The sequence below is a fragment of the Streptomyces sp. SCSIO 30461 genome, assembly GCF_037023745.1.
Taxonomy (GTDB): Bacteria; Actinomycetota; Actinomycetes; order Streptomycetales; family Streptomycetaceae; genus Streptomyces.
The window spans coordinates 7,948,291-7,970,976 of the sequence record NZ_CP146101.1; the positions used below are offsets into that span (position 1 = coordinate 7,948,291).

The following is a 22,686-nucleotide window of genomic DNA, read 5'->3' on the forward strand; positions in this document are numbered from 1 at the left end:
TCCCAAGCTCAGAGCGCGAGTTCGATTCTCGTCACCCGCTCCAGTAGAAAGCCCCAGGCCAAAGGCCCGGGGCTTTGTTGTTGTCCAGACCGGATCAGGCATCGCATGCCCGTTGCGTGCCTGGTGGCAGCGATCTCCCGTGTCAGAGAAAGTGCGGCGGTACCCAACGCTCGCCGGTCACCGAGGTGCGCTGCCGACGGTACGGATGCCCTCCTCGGCCCGTGGCGACGTTGCGGATGCGGCTGGTCTCAGCGGCGATGGCGCGAGCCTCGGCGAGATCGGTGACCTCTCCGGCGCGGGTCTCCAAGGCGTGAGGTCGGGCAGCGGTCTCCGGATGCCGGGCAATGAGGTCTTCTCGGCAACGTGACGGTTGCGGTGTGTGACGGGTGCGGGTGCCCGCTCGCAGCCTAGCTCTGCGGTGCCAGGGTGCGTAGGACGTCGAACTCGTTGCCCTCGGGGTCTGCCATGACCACCCAGTTTCGGTCTGAACCCTGGCCCACATCCGTCTTGGTAGCGCCGAGGCCGATCAATCTGGTCACCTCGTCCTCGGTGCTGCCGTCGATCGGGCTGACGTCGAGGTGAAGCCGGTTCTTCACGGCCTTGCCCTCGGGTACCTGGATGAACAGCAGGGTGGGTGGCATCTGACGACCCCGAACATCCTCGACGGTCGGCACCCAGGAACCGATCTCGACCCTGCCCGCGCTCCGGTCGATCACCTTGAAGTCCAGGACCTCGCACCAGAAGGCCGCGAGCCTCTCCGGATCACGGCAGTCAACGACCAACTCGGTGAACCTACTTGTCATGACTCTCCCAGATAGTGCGGACGGGGCTCAGAGTACTGGCCAGGTCGCCCGTCCGACAGATCCGCGATCTTCCTGACTGGCCCAGACGGACTGACCCGGCATCAGGTATGCGAGAAGCCCCTGGTAGGAACAGGTCTGCGAAGATCACGTTCCGGAACCCAGAGGCTTCACGCGTTGACCAGTATCACCTATACCGCAACACTCGACGTCGGTAGGGAGACCGCCGAGTCTCTCACCCGACTCTTGCGCGAGCACCGCGAACGGCTCGGCACTCGCAACGGGACCCGCGCTCTGGGCGTCCTCAAGCAGGGTGTCCTGGTGCCGCGGTGGTTCGTCGACGGGACGCGGCTGGCCCAACTCGCCCGGGACAACGGGGTTTCGGTGCCCACCGCGTACCGCTACTCGCACGAAGGGCTGACCGTGCTCGCCGACCACGCCCCGGATCTGTCCACCGCGCTGGAACGGGCGGCGGCCGCCGGCTACACCCATCTCAACCTGGACGGCACCGTCATCCGTACCGACCGCGTCGCCGCCCCCGGCCCCAACGGCGCCGACCTCTGGTGGTCCGGGAAGCACAAGCACCACGGCGGCAACGTCCAGGTCATCTCCGCCCCCGACGGCTGGCCGATCTGGGTCTCCCCGGTCCGCCCCGGCCGCGAACATGACACCACCTGCTCCCGCACCCACGGCCTGGTCGACGCCCTCAACCGGCTCGCCTCCACCCTTGACATTCCCACCCTGACCGACCTCGGCTACGAAAGCGCCGGCGACGGCTTCCGCCATCCGGTCAAGAAGCCCAAAGGCGGCGAACTCGACGACGGGCAGCAGGCGTTCAACTCAGTCATCCGAGGCGTCCACGCGGTCGCCGAGCGGGCCAACGCCCTACTCAAGGTCACCTTCAAGGCCCTGCGCCGGGTCAGCCTCGACCCCAGCGGCATCACCCGGATCGCCCGAGCCGCCCTCGTCCTGCTCCAGATGGAACACGGGTGCACCACCTGACCGAAGATCACGAACCGTCACGAGACGTTACCGAGAAGGGTTCAATGGCCACCTCGGTGGCTTTGGTGGCCTACCTGGTGCTTCGGTGTAAACCCTCAACCGGAGCGCCGAGGCTAGTGTCTCGTGATCCTGTTCATGTCAGTTCGAGTTGTTATTGACGAGTTTCTTCACGTTGGTCGCGACGAGTCGGACTTTGGCGAGGACCTCGCCGGCGGTCGCGGTCCAGGTGAACGGTTTCGCGTTCTCGTTCCAGGAGTCGATGTAGTCGCGGATCTGCTTGATCAGGACGTTGACGCTGGAGAACGTGCCGCGGCGGATGGACTGCCGGGTCAGGATTCCAAACCAGATCTCGATCTGGTTCAGCCACGAGGAGCCGACGGGAGTGAAATGGAAGTGGACGTGCGGGTTCTTGGCCAGCCACTCCTTGACCTCTGGGGTGGTGTGCGTGGAGAGGTTGTCCAGGACGACGTGGATGTCCTTTCCGGCGTGTGGTTTCACCGCCTTCTTCAAGAAGGTCAGGAAGTCCTTGCCGTTCCGGGTCGGCCTGCACTCGCCGAGCACTTCGCCGGTGGTCACGTTCAGGGCGGCGAACAGGTTCGTGGTGCCGTGCCGGACGTAGTCGGCGGTGCGCTTCTCGCTCGCCGCGAACGCGACGGGCAGCACCGGCTGGGTTCGGTCCAGCGCCTGGGTGAGTCGGCGGCGGGGATTTCACCCGCCGCCGCTCTCAGAACCGTGCGTAAACCTCTCGGCTTACACGGCTCCCATCGTCCAGTCGTGCACGGTTACGGCGTGACGAGCTTCCAGTGGGCAAAGAGTCCTGGGAACCGTCGCGCGTGACGGCCCAGCGCCTCTCGCGCCCGCGCTCGCTTGTGCCGGAACCGCTTGTACTTGCGGACGAGCCACCGCACCAGATAGTCGTTGATGCGGTTGAGGCTGGAACGCAACGCGGTCGGATGGAACCGGCCGAAGTAGTTGATCCAGCCCCGCACGACCGGGTTGATCTCCCGGGCGAGCTGCTCCAGGGTCGTGTCACTGCGCAGGTGCAGCCGCCAACGGCGGATCTGCACCCGGATCAGCTTGGCGGCCTCGTCACTGACCCCCGGATTGAAGCCGAAGAAGTATTCCCCGCGCTTCGTCCGGAGCCTGCGCACGCGAAACCCGTACCCCAGGAACGTGAACGAGGTGTGCTCAGCTGAGCCACGCCTGTTCCTGTCCTTGCAGTACACAATGCGGGTCTTCTGGGGATGCAGCTCCAGACCCCCGCATTCGGCCAGCCGCTCGGCGATGGCCTGACGCACCCGATGCGCCTGGACCTCGTTGCGGCAGTGGACCACCACGTCATCGCAGTACCGCTCGAACTGGATGCCCGGGTGCTCCCGGGCCATCCAGGCATCGAACGTGTAGTGCATGAACAGGTTGGACAACACGGGTGAGACCGCTGAGCCCTGCGGGCTGCCGCGGTCCCGGGCGAGCAGGCTGCCGTCCGGCCGCTGGAGCGGGGCCTTCAGCCACCGCTCCACATACAGCAGGACCCACCGCTGGTCGGTGTGGTGGGCGACCGCCTTGAGGACGAGATCATGATCGAGGTTGTCGAAGAAGCCCCGGATGTCCATATCGATCACCCAGTCCGTTCTCCAGCACCGTTCCCGGCACGCCTCGACCGCGTCCAGTGCGCTACGCCGGGGTCGATAGCCATAGGAATCCGGGTGGAACACAGGCTCCACCAGCGGCTCCAGCACCATCGCCACCACCGTCTGCGCGATTCTGTCCGCGACCGTCGGCACGCCGAGGACCCTGACCCCGCGTCCTCCCGGCTTGTCGATCTCCACCATCCGTACCGGCGGCGGGAAGTAGCAGCCCGACGACATGCGATTCCACAGCTTGTAGAGGTTGCCCCGCAGGTCAGCCTCGAACTGCTCGATCGACTCGCCGTCGACGCCCGCCGCGCCCTTGTTGGCCTTGACCCTCAAGTACGCCTCGAGCACCAGGTGTTTCGAGATCTCGAACGACTTCGATCCGCTCGTCTGGTTCATCCCGGGCACTCCGGTTGGCCACCAAGCAGATCCGGACGATCCGTCCCCTTCGCTCCGCCCGCATTACCGGGCCTCATCGCTACTACGAGACGGTCCGCCCCCGTGCCCCGCATCGGTACTCGACTCCTCGCGGTTTTGTCCGCTTGGGGTTCTCCCTCTCGCCTCCGGCCCAACGGGCCGGCGGCAGTATCGGGGCGACAGGTTCCCACGTTCCATGCAAGAGCCCGGGCCAGACTCGCGCCGCCTCCATGCCGGACGCCATCCGGGCAGTCAGCAGGCTCCCCCCGGACTTGTCCCAGAGCCCAGATCATGCCCCGGTTTCGACGCCACTGAGAAAATTTACGACACGTCATCAGCGGTTCGCTCACGCTCGCCTTTCTGACCCATACCTGACGCGATCGCTGTCGCGCCTTTTGCCGCAGCGCTCACCACCCCGGCACTTAACCGGCGCAGCCTGCGGTGGTTTGGGATCTCCCCCTGCAGGGCGACCCCGGAGGACCTACCTCCATCTCTCACACAGCACCGCTTCCAGAAGCAGCTACCTCAACGCCTCCTTCAGCGTTCGTGGCACACGATCTGCGTCTTCTCGTCGATCGAGAGGACCACCGCGCCGCCCGGCGGGGCGAGGTAGAGGCCGATCACGTCGGCCACCTTCTCCGCGAACGCCGGGTCCTTCGAAATCTTGAAGGTGCCGCTGCGGTGCGGCTTGAGGCTCTCCTCGCGCCAGACGCGCGCGATGTAGTGCCAGGACACGGTGACGTTCTCGGTCCGCTCCAGGTACTTCGCCAACTCCCGTGTGGACCAGTGCGAAAGCCCCGTGCCGTCCGGCGGTGTCATACGCGTCAGCGCGATCACGCGGGCCCGTACCCGGGCCGGTACCTGCTCCCATGCACCACCGGGACGCTCCCCGTCCAGCCCCGCCAGGCCCTGCTCGGCATAACGGGTCTTCCAGCGGTCCACGGTGGGCAGCGACACCCCGAGCAACTCGGCAATGTCCTTGCGTCGGCGCCCCTCACCCGACCACAGCACGATCCGGCCCCGCGTGGCGACATCCGCAGGCACGTCCCTGCTGTTCACCAACTCCCGCAACTCGGCGACCTGTTCCACGGAGAGCTCCATACCAAGCCACCCTGCCACACAAGATCAAGTAATGCTAACGGAATCACGAGACACTAGTCGCTCGCCCGCCTCTCCCGGCACATCAGCAAGACGACCAGAGCCGGGACCGTTCCAGCAGCGCTCCACCACAGGACGTCGGAAGCAAGCAACAGACGTTGCACATCCCGCGTAAAAGCGAAGCCCAACAGGACCAGAACGGCAGGGAACGCCACAACGGCCAGCCCCAGTACCGCACTGCGACGCGCCAACCGCACCGCTGACGCCTTGCCCGCTGCCATTCGGACTCCCGCGACGATCAGCGCGATCCCCACGAAAGACAGAACAACGGTGAACACGCTGCTGTAAACCGCATCGACAATCACGCCGACTGCTATCAAGAGAATCCAGACACCTGCGAGCAACGGCACCACGAACATCGCGAAATCTCCCCACGCGCGTGTCCGGTACAACGAACGTTGTACCGGACACGCGCCGATCGGATCAGTTGACAGCGGCCGGCACGGTCGGTTCGACCTCTACGTGCTCAACCATTCGCCCGTTCTTGTCTGTCTCGGTCCAGCGCCTCTCACCGGGAGCGGCCCGCCTTTCCGAAGGAGCCTTCCCCGGCTCGAAGGAACGCGGGTCGACGCGCACCGCCTTGCCCTTGGCGTCCTTGAGCGGCTTCCCGTCCGGCCCCACGACGGGCACGGTGTCGGGCATCTTGCTGTCGTCGACGGTTCCGTCGGCGTTGACCCACGGTGGACGGGGCGGAGGTTCGGAGGTCCCTGAATCCGGCCCTGATGCCGCCGCTGAGATCGACATAATCCCACCGAGCAGTAAAGCCGCAGCAGCCGCGACGGCCGCCGCTTTGCTTCTTCTCGCCATTCGCTTCCTCCCGTTGATCGAGATGCTCTACGGTTCGATGAAGTGCTGGCCAGACCACACGCCGACGTTCTTTCCGAGCCATTGACCGCCGTAGAGTACCCCGCTGTAGCCCGTGGTTGCGTAGTATCCGCCGCCGCATGGCGGGACGACCCCGAAGTTGTACGAACCAGTCACCCGTGAGGTCGTCGTGGTGTTGTAGATGCCCGACATGTACTCCCTACACACGGTCCATTGCGAGCCGTTCCACTTCCAGTACCTGTAGCCCGTCGCAAGGTAACCGGCTGGACGGTTCCACACCAGGATGCACGCTTGGGCCGCCGGGATTCCGGAGGAGGACAGCCCCTCGGACTTGACGTAGCCCCCTCTGCCGCCGTGAGACACCTCGGCGTAGGTATAGAGGCACTTCGTCGAGTCGGTGTTGGCCCAGACCTCGTCACGCTCGTAGACGACGTGCGCCTGTGCGCTGGTCGCGGTTGCAACCATGAGCAGCATCGCGGCTAGCAGGGCGAGCAAGGCTCCTCCTGCCCTACTAGCCCAATTCACACCCACTTTCTTAGAATCTTTCATCGACGTCCTTTCATCGCGATCAGGACAGCAAGAATGCTACTCATGAGCTGCCGTTAGGCGTGAGAGGTTTTCAGACAGACTCGCACAGTAGGACAAGGCGGCTGGAGCCTCTTGTTCCGGTAAATGTGGACGGCCCAGCCTAAGCCTTGAGGCATCGATAACGAGTTGTGGGCAGCGATATATTCGCTGCTACGCAAAGCGGAACCGCGAATTCGACAAGTGGCGTCCGGCCGCCAGAACTCCATCGTCTATTTCGTGTTTCACTCGGGACCGCTTGCAGAGACCCGGGCGAACACACCGGCGCGGCAGCGGTGAATGTGCAGAGTGCCGACAGCTTGACGGTTACAGCCCTCCGCGCGATGCCGATGACCTCGCCCTAAAGCAGCTCATGGCCCGTCGCGCCTGGTCCGACAGCTGAGTGATTCAGGGAGCCAGGGCGGCGAGGAGGCTCAGGCGATCCAAATGGGCCCGACGGATCGAGGCCGACATGCGCAGGGCCTTGACCTCGCCCTTGCTGGAGCGAGGCCGTCGCACGCCGCTGCTCTGCCGGCCACCGGTCCGGCGAGATCCCTCGAAACGTATGCGCAGGCGGCGGCACGCCGAGTCGACAACCGAACGACCGGGGATCCACCCCATCGGCATCGCCGCCTGATGCCCCACGAGAGCGCGTGCCACAACGTGCCAGTAGGGGCGGTAAACAGCGGTCAACAAGGGGGCCGTCGAAGCAACCACGCCGTAGCCGTCATCGCACGTTCCTGCAGGTCAGGCGACATATACGGTCCAGGTGCCGGGTGATTCCCAAGCTCAGAGCGCGAGTTCGATTCTCGTCACCCGCTCTTGAGCGAAGGCCCTGGTCGCAGACCAGGGCCTTCGCTGTCGTCTAGATCTCTTCGGGCCCGCCGCGCCCTCCGCGTGCCCCAACTCGCAGGAATGCCCCGCCCAGAGTGCCTTTCGCATGCCACCAACTCCTCTGCTCCGAGTGTCGCTTGACCTCGCCGGAGTGGAAGGATCGGCAGGCAGCGCGCGCCAGCAGGCGGGAGTGGTGTCGTCCTCGACGAGGCAGCCGGCGATCAGCACCGGTCGGCCGACAACTGCTCTCACGATCAGCGCGAGGCGCCCAGAGAGGCGGCTCACGCCCCGCCCGGCCTGCTGTTGTTTATGCAGCGATCCAAGATCGGCTCTTTCGAGCGACTCTCTTAACATCAAGCCTTCATTGCGGTTTACCGGCGTGGGGTACACACTCCTCCCATGACCCATAAGCCCCGCACCCGAGCCCCGCAGGCCGCCCTGACCGACGCGCAGAAGCACGAACTGGACCGGGCGAGGAAGGCTGCCGACGACGCCGTCGCACACTTCCGTGAGACCGCGGGGCGTATCGCCGTAGACCTCGGCCGCGGCGGAGCGCCGGCCGTCGCCAGGCACATGGAGTGGACACCCCAGTACGCGTCCACCCTCGCCGCCGCCTACAAGGCCAAGCAGGCCGCCGAGGGCAGCGAGACGGAGGAGGTGGCGGCATGACGACCGCCCCCAGGCCGTCCGGCATCCCGCCGATGCCCGAGCGGAACACGAAGGCGCTGCGCGCCGCGATCGCCGAGCACACACCGCAGCTCCTCGCCGACTTCGACGCCCACTGGAAGTGGGCCATCGGCGACGCACACGACATCGCCCCGGTTCCGGCGTTCCTCGCCCAGTGGTGGGCCGAGTTCGCCATCGCCCGCGATCCTGCGCTCGACCGGCACATCCACGACCTGGAGCATCGGGCAACCGACGCGACGACGAACGCCGAAGCCACGCAGCTGCTCACGCAGGCCGCTCACCTTCGGCGCGAGGCGGGGAAGGCGGAGCCCGGCCAGTGAGCGACTTCATGGGGCCGCCCTGGCAGATGGACTGGGTCGATACTGCCCGGACCACGCGCGACTCCCTACCCAAGCCGGTACGCGACCTGATCGACGGCATCCGAGCCGAACTTGTCACCGCCGAGGACCCTTATTTCCGCGGCATCGACAACGTTCCGGACCTCCCTCCCGGCTGCCGTATCGCGCCGCTTCGGTCGACGGCGCCGAACGGGCTGTACGTCTGCTACTTCGATCACGGCCGAGGCTGGATCCACTACACGTTCACCCGCCGCACCGCCGACCCGCAGATCATCGTCGAGGAGGTGTTCTGGCAGTGACCCGCCACCTACCCGTGCACCTGCTTGCCACGGGCGTCACCCTTCGGTGTGCACGCCGAGCATGACCCGCACAACATGGACGAGTCCGACGGACGAACCCGACTTGTCGACACCCTCACACGCCGACACGCCGAGCCCTGGATCGTCGTGACCGCCTTCGGGGCTTGGCCCCGGCACCCCTCAACCCCGCACACGGAGGCGTCCACCTCGACGCTCCCGCCGGGAGGCGCGCGCCATAACGTGCCAGTAGGGGCGGTAAACAGCGGTCAACAAGGGGGCGCGGAAGCAACCAAGCCGCAACCATCGTCGCACGTTTATGCAGGTCAGCCCTTCTGGTCCCTGTCGGGGAACGCCTTGCCGGCGTGAAAACATGATCGCGGCGCCCGCTCGCCGACTCCGGTTGCTCGTTGGGACACCAAGCCCGTAGGTCAGTCTGGTGCAGGGGCCGCTGCGGGGCCTTGCCTTGTTGCCGTAGAGCACGCCGGTCAGATTTCGTCTTCCCCGTGGCCCCTTGGGGCGGGCGCCGCCTGTACGAACGGAACGAGGGGGAAGGGGCACGCGCCCGTGGCGGAGACGGATGCCGAGGAGAGCGAGCAGGGACCGGAGCTGGTGGAGCGGGTCGCGGCGATCGATATCGCCAAGGCATCCGGGATGGTGTGCACCCGGGTGCCGCACGAGGACAAGCCCGGCCGGAGAGTACAGCGTGTGTGGCACGTGGCCGCGACCAGCGGCGCCATCCTGGATCTCGCGGACCACCTGATATGCCAGGGCGTCACCCGGGTGGTCATGGAAGCGACCTCGACGTACTGGAAGCCGTTCTTCTTTCTCCTGGAGGCGCGGGGGCTTGAATGCTGGCTGGTCAACGCGCGTGACGTGAAGAACGTGCCTGGCCGCCCGAAGACCGACAGGCTCGATGCGGTGTGGCTGGCCAAGCTCGCCGAACGCGGCATGCTCAGAGCCTCGTTCGTGCCGCCAAAGCCGGTGCGGGAGCTGCGGGACCTGACCCGTTCCCGCGCGGTCCTCACCCACGAGCGCACCCGGCACAAGCAGCGCGCGGAGAAGCTCCTGGAGGACGCGCAGATCAAGCTGTCCTCGGTGATCTCCGACATCTTCGGCGTCTCCGGCCGCGCGATGCTCGAGGCGCTGATCGCGGGCGAACGCAGCCCCAGGGCCCTGGCCGACCTGGCACACGGCACCATCAAAGCCAGCCCCCAGGCCCTTCAAGAGGCACTGGCGGGCGGGTTCGAGGAACACCACGCGTTCATGCTGCGGATGCTGCTGGACACCGTCGACTACCTCACCATGCAGATCGACAAGCTCACCGCCCGCATCACCACCCGTCTCACCGAGCTGTCCACGACCCACGACGACAGGGACGGTGACAGGGACGACGACCGGCCCGGTCAGGGCATGCTGATGCCGCTGACCGACGTCGAGCGCCTGGACGAGATCCCCGGGGTGGGACCGGCCACCGCCCAGGTCATCCTCGCCGAGATCGGCACCGACATGAGCGTGTTCCCCACCGCCGACCACCTGGCCTCCTGGGCCCGCCTATCCCCACGCACCTTCCAGTCCGGCCCGAAGAACACCTCCGGACCCGCCGGCAAAGGCAACCCCTGGCTGCGCGGAGCACTCGGCGAAGCCGCCATCTCCGCCGCCCGCACCGACACCTTCCTCGGCGCCCGCTACCGCCGCATCGTCAAACGCCGAGGCCACCTCAAAGCACTGGTCGCCGTCGCCCGCTCCATCCTGGTCACGGTCTGGCACCTCCTGAACGACCCCACCGCCCGCTACCGCGACCTCGGCCCCGACTGGCACACCAAGAACCTCGATCCCGCCCGCAAGACCCGCGACCTCGTCCGCCAGCTCACCGCCCTCGGCCACGACGTCACCCTCACCCCGGCAGGCGCCTGACACACCACCGCACCGCCCCTCAACCCCGTCGGCACAGCCCCAGGGGCCACATCGCCATGCCCGTCGAACCCCCGAGTTTTCCGGTCAGCCCTTCTGGTCCCTGTCGGGGAACGCCTTGCCGGCGTGAAAACATGATCGCGGCGCCCGCTCGCCGACTCCGGTTGCTCGTTGGGACACCAAGCCCGTAGGTCAGTCTGGTGCAGGGGCCGCTGCGGGGCCTTGCCTTGTTGCCGTAGAGCACGCCGGTCAGATTTCGTCTTCCCCGTGGCCCCTTGGGGCGGGCGCCGCCTGTACGAACGGAACGAGGGGGAAGGGGCACGCGCCCGTGGCGGAGACGGATGCCGAGGAGAGCGAGCAGGGACCGGAGCTGGTGGAGCGGGTCGCGGCGATCGATATCGCCAAGGCATCCGGGATGGTGTGCACCCGGGTGCCGCACGAGGACAAGCCCGGCCGGAGAGTACAGCGTGTGTGGCACGTGGCCGCGACCAGCGGCGCCATCCTGGATCTCGCGGACCACCTGATATGCCAGGGCGTCACCCGGGTGGTCATGGAAGCGACCTCGACGTACTGGAAGCCGTTCTTCTTTCTCCTGGAGGCGCGGGGGCTTGAATGCTGGCTGGTCAACGCGCGTGACGTGAAGAACGTGCCTGGCCGCCCGAAGACCGACAGGCTCGATGCGGTGTGGCTGGCCAAGCTCGCCGAACGCGGCATGCTCAGAGCCTCGTTCGTGCCGCCAAAGCCGGTGCGGGAGCTGCGGGACCTGACCCGTTCCCGCGCGGTCCTCACCCACGAGCGCACCCGGCACAAGCAGCGCGCGGAGAAGCTCCTGGAGGACGCGCAGATCAAGCTGTCCTCGGTGATCTCCGACATCTTCGGCGTCTCCGGCCGCGCGATGCTCGAGGCGCTGATCGCGGGCGAACGCAGCCCCAGGGCCCTGGCCGACCTGGCACACGGCACCATCAAAGCCAGCCCCCAGGCCCTTCAAGAGGCACTGGCGGGCGGGTTCGAGGAACACCACGCGTTCATGCTGCGGATGCTGCTGGACACCGTCGACTACCTCACCATGCAGATCGACAAGCTCACCGCCCGCATCACCACCCGTCTCACCGAGCTGTCCACGACCCACGACGACAGGGACGGTGACAGGGACGACGACCGGCCCGGTCAGGGCATGCTGATGCCGCTGACCGACGTCGAGCGCCTGGACGAGATCCCCGGGGTGGGACCGGCCACCGCCCAGGTCATCCTCGCCGAGATCGGCACCGACATGAGCGTGTTCCCCACCGCCGACCACCTGGCCTCCTGGGCCCGCCTATCCCCACGCACCTTCCAGTCCGGCCCGAAGAACACCTCCGGACCCGCCGGCAAAGGCAACCCCTGGCTGCGCGGAGCACTCGGCGAAGCCGCCATCTCCGCCGCCCGCACCGACACCTTCCTCGGCGCCCGCTACCGCCGCATCGTCAAACGCCGAGGCCACCTCAAAGCACTGGTCGCCGTCGCCCGCTCCATCCTGGTCACGGTCTGGCACCTCCTGAACGACCCCACCGCCCGCTACCGCGACCTCGGCCCCGACTGGCACACCAAGAACCTCGATCCCGCCCGCAAGACCCGCGACCTCGTCCGCCAGCTCACCGCCCTCGGCCACGACGTCACCCTCACCCCGGCAGGCGCCTGACACACCACCGCACCGCCCCTCAACCCCGTCGGCACAGCCCCAGGGGCCACATCGCCATGCCCGTCGAACCCCCGAGTTTTCCGGTCAGCGACCTGGGGCTTGTTTGCTGTCTAGACCTCTCAGCCCTTGCCGTGCCCTCCCCGTGCTCCAACTCGCAGGAATACCCTGACCAGAGGGCCTTTCCAGTGCGGCCAGCAACACCCGTGCGGGGCGACGTCTCACATCACGAGACCCTTTTCGCATGACCTGGCATACAGTTGCCGCCTGCAGGATGGCGTCCCGCCAAGTGGTGTAGAGGATCAAGGCGCCGGAATCCGCAGGCCAGGGACGGCGGCTCCGCCCTGCCGGGCGCCCAACCTGCCTCACCGGCAGGCTTGGTGGGCTGCTGCGCCGATGGAGATCACCACGGGCCGCGTACCGGAACGCACAGATCTTGATCCCCTACACCACGTCGCGGGACACGACCGCCTGCAGGGCGAGTTCGCCTTCCCAAAGCGGGGTTGGCCCCCCTTCCCAGGCGCAGCGGTCAGCCGGGCCCAGCGGTCAGCCGGTCGTCCGGAAGCGAGCCAGAGCCCGCCCACCCAGGGCGGTCGCGATCAGCCCCACCAACAGGCCGACATAGGCTCCGCCCAGGCCGTTGCCAGTACCGAGGCCACCGGACGCGGTGGCCGCGACGAGCCCGCCAAGAGCCATGGCGATCAGCCCAGCCGAGAGAGCCACGGCTGCCCCGGGCCGCCAGGAGCGGCGGAGAGCCCGCCAGCCGGCGGCCACACCGATCAGCCCGAGCACCGCGGCCGTGGTGGCGCCCGCCCGCCCGGCGCTCACATGGAAGACACTGGCAGCGACCGGCTGGACCTCGGCAAGCGCGTATCGGACGGACATGACGTGCTCCTTCTCCTCCTGCGATGAATGCCTTCCGAGCATGTCCGCCGGGCCTGCCTCTGGTCGTCCGACAGACGCAGACACTTCGCACTGCCACGGACGCGGCAGGCAAAGCGGAGGTACTGCGCGCGCGGTAGCCGTCCTCTCGTCCGTCGGACGGACTCGCCAGAAGCGCTACTTGGGTAGGTTGCGCGCATGAGCAGCACAGCACGGTCCGGTCCGCGAGCCGAGTCACGAGCGGCCATCGTGGACATCGCGATCGCCATCGGCGTAGGTGCGGCGCTGCTGATCACGGGCCTCTCCAGGCAACGCTTCACCACCGGCCTCGACCCGGTCAGCCTGCTTGGCTACGCGCTCCTCGCCGTCGGCGGCCTCGTTCTCGTCGCGCGCCGCCGTGCCCCGGTCACCGTCCTGGCCGTCACCGGCCTGTGCGCGGTCGGGTACCAGGCGGCCGGCTTCGACGTGCCCGCCGTCGCCTACCTGTTCGCCGTGTACGCGGCCGTACGGGCCGGCCACCGTACGCTCACGATCGCAGCCGGCGTCGCCATGCTCGCCGCCCTCCCCCTCGCCGCCCTGGTCTCCGGCATGAGCGACCTGGGCGGCGCGCTCGCGCAGTCACGGGGCGCCCTGGAGATCGCCTGGCTGATCGCCGCCGGGGCCGCCGGCGAGGCACTGCGGCAGGCCGAGCGGCGCGCGGACGAGGCCGAACGCACCCGGGAGGAGACCGCGCGGCGGCGTGCCGACGAGGAGCGGCTACGCATAGCGCGAGAGCTCCACGATTCGCTCACCCACCAGATCTCGGTCATCAAGGTGCAGGCCGAAGTCGCCGTGCACGTGGCCCGCAAGAGGGGTGAACAGGTACCGGAGGCCCTGCTGGCGATCCAGACGGCCGGACGCGAGGCGAGCCGGGAACTGCACGCGACCCTGGAGGCTCTGCGCGACGATGGAACCGCCCCGCCACGCGGGCTCGACGACGTCCCGGACCTCGTGGCACAGGCGCGCAAGATCGGCTTGAACGTCGCGCTGAAGGTCGAGGGACGGCCGCACGATGTGCCGGCCGCGGTGGACCGGACCGTCTACCGGGTCGTTCAGGAGGCACTCACCAACATCGCCCGGCACGCCCACGCCGCCACGGCATCGGTCGGAATCGACTTGCGCCCGGACGCCGTCGCGATACGCGTTGACGACGACGGCACGGCCTCGCCGGACACGGTCCCCACCCCTGGCTTCGGGCTGCTCGGCATGCGTGAGCGGGTCACCGCCCTCGGCGGCCGGCTGCGCGCCGAACCGCGCCCAGGAGGCGGCTTCACCGTCCAGGCCGAACTCCCCGTGGAGCGAACCTCGTGATCCGTGTCGTGCTGGTGGACGACCAGCCGCTCATCCGCAGCGGATTCCGCGCCCTCCTCGACCTGGAGAAGGACATCGAGGTGGTGGCCGAGGCCGGCGACGGGAGGGACGGCCTGGCGCTGGTCGAGGAACACCTGCCCGATATCGCGCTCATCGACGTCCAGATGCCCGTCATGGACGGCATCGAGACGACGCGGCGCATCGCCGCCGACCCGGCCCTGGCCGGAGTGCACGTCGTCATCCTCACCAACTACGGCTTCGACGAGTACGTCTTCGACGCACTGCGCGCGGGAGCGACCGGATTCCTCGTCAAGGACGTCCTGCCGGAAGACTTCCTCCACGCCGTACGCGTCGCCGCGCGCGGCGACGCCCTGCTCGCGCCGTCGATCACCCGCAAGCTGATCAACCGGTACGTCGCCCAGCCCCTCGACACCCCTACCTGCACGGGGCTGGAGGAGCTGACCAACCGGGAACGCGAGGCCGTCGCCCTGGTCGCGCAGGGCCTGTCCAACGACGAGATCGCCGACCGGATGGTGATCACCCGGATGACCGCGAAGACCCACATCAACCGGGCCATGACCAAGCTCCACTCCCGCGACCGCGCCCAACTCGTGATCCTGGCCTACGAGTCCGGTCTGGTGACTCCACGCAACGCCTGACTTTCACTCAGCAGCACGGCGAGGAGTGAGCCGTCTCGCCAACGCTACGGCTCGCGCAGCGACACAGCCCACGCTCGACTACGCCATTGCGCGGCATTGCAGACCCGGACAGACCAGGGGCAGGGATCTGCGCTGGCGCCACCCAAGCCCACGTTGCAGGTTGGGCTAGGTCTAGGTCTCTCTCTACTGGAAGGACGCACATGAACCTCTTGAGGCCCAAGGGCACGCTCGCAGTGGGCGCGCTGGCACTGTCCGCCGCGATGCTGACGACTACCACCGCCATGGCTACCAAGGAAGCCACCCCCCGCGGCGGGAAGGTTCTGGACATCGTGAGCGAGACAACCGGGACGTTCGGTGTACCACCGGACGCTGTGGCCGGCACACAGTTCGGATTCACGGGCAAGAACTCCCTCTACGGCACGGGGAAGCCGTTCGGGACCTTCGGGGTGCAGTGCCTGATCATGGCCGTCGAAACGCCGGACTCCGTATCGCAGTGCATCGAGACCTTCGACACGCCGCGTGGGCAGATCACCGTGCAGGGGATCAAGACGGACCCGGAGAATCAGCAGCCGGACGAATTCACGGAAGCGGTCACCGGCGGCACGGGCCTCTACGCCTATGTGACGGGCTACGCCGATTTCAGCCGGTTGAACGACTCGTCCTACCGCGTGGTTTTCCACCTGCGGAACGTGAAGTACTGACGACTTTGAGGGTAGCCGCCACGGCCGGGCAGGACGTCCTGCCCGGCCGTGGTCTCCGTCAGGGCTTGATCAAGTTCCGTGAGTGTCCGGGTTGCTGGTGATGTCCAGGATGGGGTCTGTCAAACGATCGGCTCTGGCCCGTAGTCGGTGGTGACGCCGAGTGGCCTCCATTGGTCATGATCTCGTGATGGATGTCAACTCCCTTATGGGGAAGGTGTTTTTTGGGCTATCGGCGCTGGTCATCGAGGACATGGCGGACGGCGGCGACGCGGTGGTGGTGGTCTCGGCCCGGACCCGACACGTGGCGGTGCCGTGTCCGCTGTGCATCACCTCCGGCGGGCTGCTTTGGCGGCCGCCGCCGCCTCTGTTGCTGCGGCCAGTGCACCACCGCCGCCCGCGGCAACCGCATGCTCACCCTGCGCCAGCTGCTTCTCGGCCCGCCGGTTGGCCGGTGGCCTGCCCGGCGACGGCAAGGCGAGCGTCCCGCACGAAGCGCCGCCCGTGCTCGTCCCTGGGAAGACCAGCACAGCCGAACGATCAGGTCGGTCACAGGCATCTGGATGATGGAGAACCAAGCCACCCCTCCCACCGTCAACCTGATCCGGACCGGCGGATTCCGGTCTCAGCCGACTGACACTCGTCTTTTTCCGCCCCGCCTACCATTTGCCGCTTATCACATTCGCTTTCGGCGAGCTATGTAGATCAAAGCTGGAGGCACATTTCTCCAGACAGTGCGACTGACCACAACCTCTTCGAATGCGTTCTGTATATCGTTCAGCCTGCGCTTTGACGGTGCAGCCCACCAAGTCCAGACGTACGAAAATTGAGTGAACACCCCAGCAGAATCAAGCGATTGGCAGACCGCGGAGAGAAATTTCCCTCTGCAGGCCGTCCAGGGCAGCGAACTCACGATCACGTCGGCGGCGGTCAACCCCCGCACAGCGAGTTGGCGGGGCAGCGAGGTCGCGTCTCCCAGAATAACGTCCACCTCTGGGAACCGTCGCGCGACGACCTCGGCGAGGTGCGGGTTCATCTCGATGGCCAGGTGTTTTCCCCGCCCGGACAACCGCCGCTGGATAGCGTCGGTGACGGGGCCCGTGCCTGGCCCGAGTTCAACGACAACAGGGTTGCCACGCTCGGGCACGGAAAGAGTCATCTGCCTGGCGAGTTCCGGAGAACTGGGCATCACCGCTCCCGTCATCAGAGGCGACCTGATGAACTCACGAAGAAACAAGAGCGAGGCGGTCATATAAACACGCTAACACCCTGCGCGAAAAACCACGGCCCGTACCGCAATTCCGTATACGCGTCGGGCATCACTCAGGTTGAATCCGCGATGTCCGGCTGGTTGATCAGGTCGCTGAGGTCCGCGGCTGGATGATCCGGAAACCCTGCTGCCGGGCGTAAGAGCCACCCCATCGCCGTGGCCGTTTCCGAAACCCAGCGCCTGCTGAGTTTCGCCGCTGACACAGCGGATGCGCCGCCACGTGCCGGGGTCGTGACTGTCCGCGCTGCGGAGTTCCGGCATGCCTGGCGCGTGCCTCAGTCTCACCCGCCCCGGTCGGCTACGGCCAAGCCGCCTGATCAGGCGAGGCGGGCGGCAGCCCGTCCCAGACCTCACGGGGAACCCGAATGCGGAGCCGTCTCATGGAGCCGGCCTGCACGGACCTACTTGGATTCGACCCGTCCGAGCGGGTTGGGACCGGCCGTCACTTCGTCGCAGACTGCCTGCCAGGCGGAGTCCCCGGGGTAGAGCTCGCTGCGCAGGTAGGCCCAGGCGAGCGTGGCGAGGGCGGCGACCCGCTCGGGGTTCTCGTCCGTTGTTTCGGCGACGTCGTATCCGGAGACCCCTCCGAGCCCGTGCTCCGCGTCGAACAGGGTGAGCAGGGACTTGGGGCCGGGGGAGAGGACGTAGGGGTCGGTGTGCCAGTCCGGGCCTTTGACCGTCAGGAAGGCGGAGTCGTCCTTGTCTCCGGCGACCACGAGCGCGGGCGTTGTCATCGTGGAGAAGTCGGTGGTCAGGAAGAAGGAGTAGTTCTCGACGGTGAACTGGGTGAGGGCGTCGCCGCCCCGGCCGGGCGCGGCAAGCAAGATGCCCGCCCTGATCCGGGGGTCGGCCAGGTTCACCGTCGTTCCGTCGTGGGGATCGGTGAGGCGGGCGCCGAGAAGCAGGCTCGCGGTGTGCCCGCCCATGGAGTGTCCGGCGACGGCGACCCGGCTCCGGTCGAGGCGGCCGGCGAGCTGCGGGACGGCATCCTCGATCATGTCGAGCTGGTCGAGGACACGCGTCATGTCCTGGGCCCGGGTACGCCAGTGTGCGACGGCCCCGAGGGCGTCGGGCTCCAGGCTCAGCGTCCTGGAGTCCAGGTGGGTGGGCTGGATCACGACGAAGCCGCGGGCAGCCCAGAAGTTCGCGAGCGGGGCGTAGCCGTTCAGCGAGGAGAGGTTGTTGGAGAAGCCGAGACCGTGCGAGAGGAGGATGACCGGCAGCTCGCTCCCGGTCACCGGCGCGGAGATGCGCACCTGGAGGTCCACGGCGCGGCCGGGGGCCGGCAGCACCACCGGGCTGACCGAAAACACAGGGGTGGGTGAGTGGAGGGTGTCGGCTGTGTGAGCGGATTCGCTCATGAGGAGCATGCCCTTCGATGACGCCTGCCGCCGTCTGCGGACGGCGGCGGGTGTGGCGGAGTGCCCGCAGTCAGCTAGCCTGAAAGCGGATCGTTGTTCCATTTAAGATATGGAACGCTGATCCGTTTCGTCAATGGTCGCCGGAAGGAGAGCGTGGTGCCCACAGCAGGCCCGGCCGGAGGAGCGTCAGCCCGCAGCAAGCGAGCGGACGCGGTACGCAACCAGCAGACGCTTCTCGACGCCGCAGCGGAGGTGTTCGTCACTTCGGGGATCGACGCACCGATCCGCCAAATCGCCGCCCGGGCGGGCGTCGGGCTGGGGACGCTCTACCGCCACTTTCCCACTCGGGCGGACCTGGTCACCGCCGTATATCACCACCAGATCGAGGCATGCGCCGAAGCCGGCCCGAAGCTGCTGGCCGACGCCGTCTCCCCGTTCGACGCGCTGCGCCAGTGGGTCGACCTCTTCACCGACTTCCTGGTCACCAAGCACGGACTCGCCGACGCCCTCCAGTCCGACCGTGACCGCTTCGCCACGCTGCACACCCACTTCCTCGACCGGCTGATGCCCGTCTGCGCCCAGCTGCTCGACGCCGCCGTCGCCGCCGGCGAGATCAGTCCCGGCATACAGCCCTACGAACTCATGCGCGGCATCGGCAACCTCTGCATCGGACGCGACAGCGACCCGCGCTACGACCCTCGAAGGCTGATCGAGCCGCTCCTTCAGGGGTTGCGGCCCTCATGAACGAACCGGCACCCTTGCCAAGGCTCGCCAGGTTGCCGCAGTCTCCCGCGCCGGAAGCGGTACGGATCCCGGCCACCCTGCCCGAACCCGCGGACGCGCCGTCAACCGGATCGCCCTGATCCGGCCCGACGGCACCCGCACCACCGTCCTGACCGCCGCCGACGGCCTCCAGGGCCCAACCTCCATCGCGCTGCACGGCAACACCGACCACATCCCGAGCGCCGCTTACCTCACCGCCAGGGACCCCCAACCCCGTCTCCGCCCACCTGGGCAACTGAGCCCCGCTCAACACGAGGGCCGCAGCCGGGATGCGGAACGCATCGTGAGTCGGCACGCAATCACCCGAGGACGCGGCACAGCTCATTCCCGTACGGCGCCCGAATCGGCACACTGACCACGCGAAGCTGGGCGCGCGACGCAAGCGGCTGTGGTGCCTGACCTTCCTGGGACGCTTGAACCTGTTCGTGCCGCGGCTGCGCGCCGTAGCGACATGGGCCGGAGCGGGCGGGCAGGAGTGGCGCATCCCCCGTGAGAGCGAACCGGGCTGTCCATCGGCGGGTGATCCGCGGACGTCGGCGGATTCCTAGCGTGGTTGTCAGGTCGCCGCCGGTGCGACCACCGCCACAAGGGGAGGTCGCCATGAGCACGACATTCACTGCCCGGCACGAAGCGGAACCCGCTCCGGGCACCGGGCCGGTCGGCCGGGGCGGCCGGTTCCTGCGCTCCCCGCTCGGCTGGACGGCGACCGGGCTGGTCGGGGTCGGTCTGGTGGCGAGTCTCACCGCTACGGGTCCGGGTCCGGTGCCGGTACTGGGTGCTGCCGCCGCGGTGGCGGTGTACGCGCTGGTGATGCGCCGGCTCGCGGGGCGTGACACCTCGGAGATCGCCCGGCCCGGTGCCGTGCGCGAGGCGCTGCGGGGCGGGGCGATCGGCCTGGGCTTCATCCTCACATCCCTGGTACTGATCGCCCTGTTGGGGGGCTATTCCATCTCCTGGGCCGGGAGGGGACTGTTCGCGGTGGCCGGCTCCGCGGTGATGGTGCAGATCGGCACCGCGGTCACTGAGGAGCTGATGTTCCGCGGTCTTCTCCTGCAGGGCCTGGAGCAGCGGTGGGGCAGCCGGATCGCGATCGCGGTCACCGCGGTGTTCTTCGGCGCCGCTCACCTGGGCGGGGCGGGGGCGAGCCTGTGGAGCGCGCTGGCGATAGCCCTCCAGGCGGGCGTGATGCTCGGTTTCGCGTACATGTGGAGGCGCAGCATCTGGTTCGTCGCGGGCCTGCACTTCGCCTGGAACACCGTTCAGCAGCTCGCCGGCATTCCGCTGTCCGGGCACACCCCCGACGGCCTGTTCACGGTCGAGGCCCACGGCTCCACGCTGCTGACCGGCGGTATCTTCGGACTTGAGGCGTCGATGGTACCCGTGCTCCTCAGCGTGCTGATCACCATCCCGATGTTCGTCCTCGCCCGCCGGGCCGGCGGCCTGTTCCCCCGGCGGCGAGCCCGGCGCTGAGACCGGAGAATACGCAAATGATGTCCCGTCAGGTGACCTGGAGCCTTCCGCGACTCCGGGCGCCGATCGGTTGGTGGAAGGGGCGGGGCGCCTCCTTCAAGGACGGTGTCCTCGCCCTGGCGCTGGCCTTGCTCGCCTTCGTGTCGGCCCTGTCGAACCTCGGGGCACAGATCGGCGATCTGCCCCAGCGGCCGGCGGACGCGGTCGGCGTCCTGCTGATCCTGGCCCAGACCCTGCCACTGGCCTTCCGCCGCCGATGGCCCGCCGCCACCCTGGCCGTCGTCGCGGGCGCGTTCGCCACGCACCAGGCGCTGGGCTATGCCACCACGTTCGCCAGCCTGGGCCTGTACGCGGCCCTGTACTCGGCCGGGGCCCACCAGATCCGCTTCCGCCCCGCCCTGGTGGCTGCGGCGAGCGCGGGCTACGCCGCCCTGGCCGTCGTCCTGCACCATCTCGGCTCACCGCAGGGCGTCACGGTCTTTTCCACCTTCTATCTGACGCTGGCCGCGGTCTGGCTGGTGGGCAGCACGGTACGCATGCGGCGGGCGGAAGAAGCGAAGCGGCGGAGGCTGGCCGCCGAGGTGGCCACAGCGGCCGAGCGAGCCCGGATCGCCCGCGAGCTGCACGACGTGGTCACCCACCACGTCACGGCCATGGTGGTCCAGGCCGACGCCGCGCAGTTCCTGCTCACTTCCGCGCCGGACCGGGCCGGCGAGGGACTGGTGGCGGTCAGCGACACCGGCCGACGAGCCCTGACCGAACTGCGCTACCTCCTCGGCGTACTGGAGGCAACCGGCGATTCCCCGTCCACCGGATCGACGCGCGACGCGGACCGGGTGCCCACCCTGGGACGGCTGGGGGACCTGGTGGCCCAGGCCCGCAGGTCGGGCCAGCACGTCGAGTTCGCCGAAGAGGGCGAACGGCGCCCGCAGGCCGTGGACGTGGAACTCGCCGCCTACCGCGTGGTGCAGGAAGCACTCACCAACGCCATGAAGTACGCGGCCGGGCAGCCGACCCGGGTCCGGGTCCGGTACGGAGAGGAGCGCATCGAGCTCACCGTGACCACCGCCGGATCCGACAGCCCCCCGGCGGCGGTACGGGAACCGGCCACGGGCGGCGGCAGGGGGCTGGCCGGGCTGCGCGCACGGGTACGGATGCTCGATGGTGACCTGGAGGCCGGACCCCGGCCCGACGGCGGGTTCGAGGTCCGTGCGAGCATCCCGCCCAAGCCGGTAAAGGAATTCCAGGAGTGAGCAAGTGAGCTACGTTGACCCGAGGCACATCCGTGTCCTCGTCTGTGACGACCAGGCACTGGTGCGGACCGGCTACGTCACCATCTTCTCCTCTCAGCCCGACATGGAGGTCGTAGGCGAGGCCGAGAACGGGCACGAGGCGGTCCAGACCGCGCGGCGGCTGCGCCCCGACGTGGTCGTGATGGACATCCGCATGCCGCTGCTCGACGGCATCCAAGCCACCCGGCAACTGGCCGGTCCCGATGCCGAGGACCCACCGAAGGTACTGGTCGTCACCACCTTCAACGTCGACGCGTACGTGTACGACGCCCTCAAGGCCGGCGCCAGCGGCTTCCTCCTCAAGGACACCCCGCCCGCCCAGCTGGTGGCCGGTATCCGCACGGTCGCCCGGGGCGAGGCGCTGCTCGCGCCCGCCGTCACCCGCCACCTCATCGGCCACTTCGCCGGACATCTCCGCCCCACCGACAGCGCCCGTCCGGCCCGCGAGGAGGTCGTCAAGGCCCTGACCCCGCGCGAACTGGAGGTGCTTCGGCAGATCGCCGGGGGCCTGTCGAACGCGGAGATCGCCGCGGAGCTGTTCATCACCCCCGAGACGGTCAAGACCTACGTCTCCCGCATCCTGGCCAAACTGGGCCTGCGCGACCGGGTCCAGGCCGTCGTCCTCGCCTACCGCGTCGGCCTGGCGTCCGGCACGGATTGACCCACGGCTTGACCCACGGCTTGACCCGCTGCGCGGCCCGCCGGTGACCGGTGTGCCACCGCGGCCTGTCCCGACCAGCCCGGGTCCGGGCCGGTTCCGGCGCTCCACCGCGAGGA

Annotated in this window: 24 protein-coding genes; 13 read left to right on the forward strand and 11 right to left on the reverse strand. The window is 68.0% G+C overall.

All coding sequences use genetic code 11. The features are described from left to right. Positions 1 to 142: 142 nt before the first annotated feature. Positions 143 to 307, reverse strand: coding sequence for a hypothetical protein (locus tag V1460_RS35690; RefSeq protein WP_338677733.1), 165 nt, complete (start codon positions 305 to 307; stop codon positions 143 to 145). Between the two features lie 100 nt (positions 308 to 407). After that, positions 408 to 803: a VOC family protein gene (locus V1460_RS35695; RefSeq protein ID WP_338677734.1), complete on the reverse strand. Its 396-nt coding sequence runs from the start codon at positions 801 to 803 to the stop codon at positions 408 to 410. A gap of 174 nt (positions 804 to 977) precedes the next feature. Between V1460_RS35695 and V1460_RS35700 the strand changes: the two genes are divergently transcribed. Beyond that, complete coding sequence (locus tag V1460_RS35700; RefSeq protein WP_338677735.1) at positions 978 to 1,802, forward strand: transposase family protein; 825 nt, start codon at positions 978 to 980, stop codon at positions 1,800 to 1,802. 138 nt (positions 1,803 to 1,940) lie between these two features. Here V1460_RS35700 and V1460_RS35705 read toward each other — a convergent pair whose 3' ends face one another. The 6 genes from V1460_RS35705 to V1460_RS35730 all read right to left on the reverse strand — a co-directional run bounded on the left by V1460_RS35705 (position 1,941) and on the right by V1460_RS35730 (position 6,331). After that, positions 1,941 to 2,465: an IS630 family transposase gene (locus V1460_RS35705; RefSeq protein ID WP_338677736.1), complete on the reverse strand. Its 525-nt coding sequence runs from the start codon at positions 2,463 to 2,465 to the stop codon at positions 1,941 to 1,943. A gap of 119 nt (positions 2,466 to 2,584) precedes the next feature. Continuing rightward, a complete protein-coding gene (ltrA, locus tag V1460_RS35710) occupies positions 2,585 to 3,835 on the reverse strand; it encodes a group II intron reverse transcriptase/maturase (protein WP_338677737.1) in 1,251 nt (416 codons plus the stop codon). A 555-nt stretch (positions 3,836 to 4,390) separates the two neighbouring features. After that, positions 4,391 to 4,954, reverse strand: a complete 564-nt coding sequence (locus V1460_RS35715) for an IS630 family transposase (RefSeq protein ID WP_338677738.1) — start codon at positions 4,952 to 4,954, stop codon at positions 4,391 to 4,393. 53 nt (positions 4,955 to 5,007) lie between these two features. Next, positions 5,008 to 5,370, reverse strand: a complete 363-nt coding sequence (locus V1460_RS35720) for a hypothetical protein (protein WP_338677739.1) — start codon at positions 5,368 to 5,370, stop codon at positions 5,008 to 5,010. Positions 5,371 to 5,434: 64 nt separating this feature from the next. Next, positions 5,435 to 5,653, reverse strand: a complete 219-nt coding sequence (locus V1460_RS35725; RefSeq protein ID WP_338677740.1) for a hypothetical protein — start codon at positions 5,651 to 5,653, stop codon at positions 5,435 to 5,437. A gap of 192 nt (positions 5,654 to 5,845) precedes the next feature. Then, positions 5,846 to 6,331: a hypothetical protein gene (locus tag V1460_RS35730; protein WP_338677741.1), complete on the reverse strand. Its 486-nt coding sequence runs from the start codon at positions 6,329 to 6,331 to the stop codon at positions 5,846 to 5,848. Positions 6,332 to 7,633: 1,302 nt separating this feature from the next. On the opposite strand from V1460_RS35730, the gene V1460_RS35735 reads away from it, so the two are divergent. From V1460_RS35735 to V1460_RS35755, 5 genes are all read left to right on the forward strand, one after another. Next, on the forward strand, positions 7,634 to 7,903 hold the full coding sequence (locus V1460_RS35735; protein WP_338677743.1) for a hypothetical protein: 270 nt from the start codon (positions 7,634 to 7,636) through the stop codon (positions 7,901 to 7,903). After that, on the forward strand, positions 7,900 to 8,241 hold the full coding sequence (locus V1460_RS35740) for a hypothetical protein (protein ID WP_338677744.1): 342 nt from the start codon (positions 7,900 to 7,902) through the stop codon (positions 8,239 to 8,241). Before V1460_RS35735 ends, V1460_RS35740 begins: the two co-directional genes overlap by 4 nt. Beyond that, positions 8,238 to 8,558 (forward strand): hypothetical protein, encoded by a 321-nt coding sequence (locus V1460_RS35745; protein ID WP_338677745.1) that lies wholly within the window; start codon positions 8,238 to 8,240, stop codon positions 8,556 to 8,558. The genes V1460_RS35740 and V1460_RS35745 overlap by 4 nt, the downstream gene beginning before the upstream one ends. Before the next feature lie 564 nt (positions 8,559 to 9,122). Then, positions 9,123 to 10,472: an IS110 family transposase gene (locus tag V1460_RS35750; RefSeq protein ID WP_338671540.1), complete on the forward strand. Its 1,350-nt coding sequence runs from the start codon at positions 9,123 to 9,125 to the stop codon at positions 10,470 to 10,472. 325 nt (positions 10,473 to 10,797) lie between these two features. Then, positions 10,798 to 12,147 carry an IS110 family transposase gene (locus V1460_RS35755; protein WP_338671540.1) on the forward strand — a complete coding sequence of 450 codons (1,350 nt, stop codon included), beginning with the start codon at positions 10,798 to 10,800 and terminating at the stop codon, positions 12,145 to 12,147. Positions 12,148 to 12,690: 543 nt separating this feature from the next. Here V1460_RS35755 and V1460_RS35760 read toward each other — a convergent pair. Continuing rightward, a complete protein-coding gene (locus V1460_RS35760; protein WP_338677746.1) occupies positions 12,691 to 13,029 on the reverse strand; it encodes a DUF6223 family protein in 339 nt (112 codons plus the stop codon). Between the two features lie 195 nt (positions 13,030 to 13,224). On the opposite strand from V1460_RS35760, the gene V1460_RS35765 reads away from it, so the two are divergent. The 3 genes from V1460_RS35765 to V1460_RS35775 all read left to right on the forward strand — a co-directional run bounded on the left by V1460_RS35765 (position 13,225) and on the right by V1460_RS35775 (position 15,736). Beyond that, entirely contained in the window at positions 13,225 to 14,376 is a 1,152-nt protein-coding gene (locus V1460_RS35765) for a sensor histidine kinase (RefSeq protein WP_338677747.1), read from the forward strand. Beyond that, entirely contained in the window at positions 14,373 to 15,035 is a 663-nt protein-coding gene (locus V1460_RS35770; RefSeq protein ID WP_338677748.1) for a response regulator transcription factor, read from the forward strand. The genes V1460_RS35765 and V1460_RS35770 overlap by 4 nt, the downstream gene beginning before the upstream one ends. 200 nt (positions 15,036 to 15,235) lie before the next feature. Next, positions 15,236 to 15,736, forward strand: a complete 501-nt coding sequence (locus V1460_RS35775; protein ID WP_338677749.1) for a hypothetical protein — start codon at positions 15,236 to 15,238, stop codon at positions 15,734 to 15,736. Positions 15,737 to 16,409: 673 nt separating this feature from the next. Here V1460_RS35775 and V1460_RS35780 read toward each other — a convergent pair. Together V1460_RS35780 and V1460_RS35785 are read right to left on the reverse strand one after the other, a co-directional pair. Further along, complete coding sequence (locus V1460_RS35780; protein ID WP_338677751.1) at positions 16,410 to 16,985, reverse strand: SAM-dependent methyltransferase; 576 nt, start codon at positions 16,983 to 16,985, stop codon at positions 16,410 to 16,412. 419 nt (positions 16,986 to 17,404) lie between these two features. Next, positions 17,405 to 18,364: a chlorophyllase/cutinase-like alpha/beta fold protein gene (locus V1460_RS35785; RefSeq protein ID WP_338677752.1), complete on the reverse strand. Its 960-nt coding sequence runs from the start codon at positions 18,362 to 18,364 to the stop codon at positions 17,405 to 17,407. A gap of 156 nt (positions 18,365 to 18,520) precedes the next feature. Here V1460_RS35785 and V1460_RS35790 point away from each other — a divergent pair, with 156 nt between their 5' ends. The 4 genes from V1460_RS35790 (at position 18,521) to V1460_RS35805 (ending at position 22,570) form a co-directional block, all read left to right on the forward strand. Further along, on the forward strand, positions 18,521 to 19,108 hold the full coding sequence (locus V1460_RS35790; protein ID WP_338677753.1) for a TetR/AcrR family transcriptional regulator: 588 nt from the start codon (positions 18,521 to 18,523) through the stop codon (positions 19,106 to 19,108). Between the two features lie 639 nt (positions 19,109 to 19,747). Continuing rightward, the gene (locus tag V1460_RS35795) at positions 19,748 to 20,617 is read left to right on the forward strand and encodes a CPBP family intramembrane glutamic endopeptidase (protein WP_338677755.1); all 870 of its coding nucleotides are present in this window, start codon (positions 19,748 to 19,750) and stop codon (positions 20,615 to 20,617) included. Between the two features lie 17 nt (positions 20,618 to 20,634). Further along, positions 20,635 to 21,870 carry a histidine kinase gene (locus V1460_RS35800; protein ID WP_338677757.1) on the forward strand — a complete coding sequence of 412 codons (1,236 nt, stop codon included), beginning with the start codon at positions 20,635 to 20,637 and terminating at the stop codon, positions 21,868 to 21,870. 4 nt (positions 21,871 to 21,874) lie between these two features. Next, positions 21,875 to 22,570 carry a response regulator transcription factor gene (locus V1460_RS35805; RefSeq protein WP_338677758.1) on the forward strand — a complete coding sequence of 232 codons (696 nt, stop codon included), beginning with the start codon at positions 21,875 to 21,877 and terminating at the stop codon, positions 22,568 to 22,570. Positions 22,571 to 22,686: the final 116 nt, after the last annotated feature.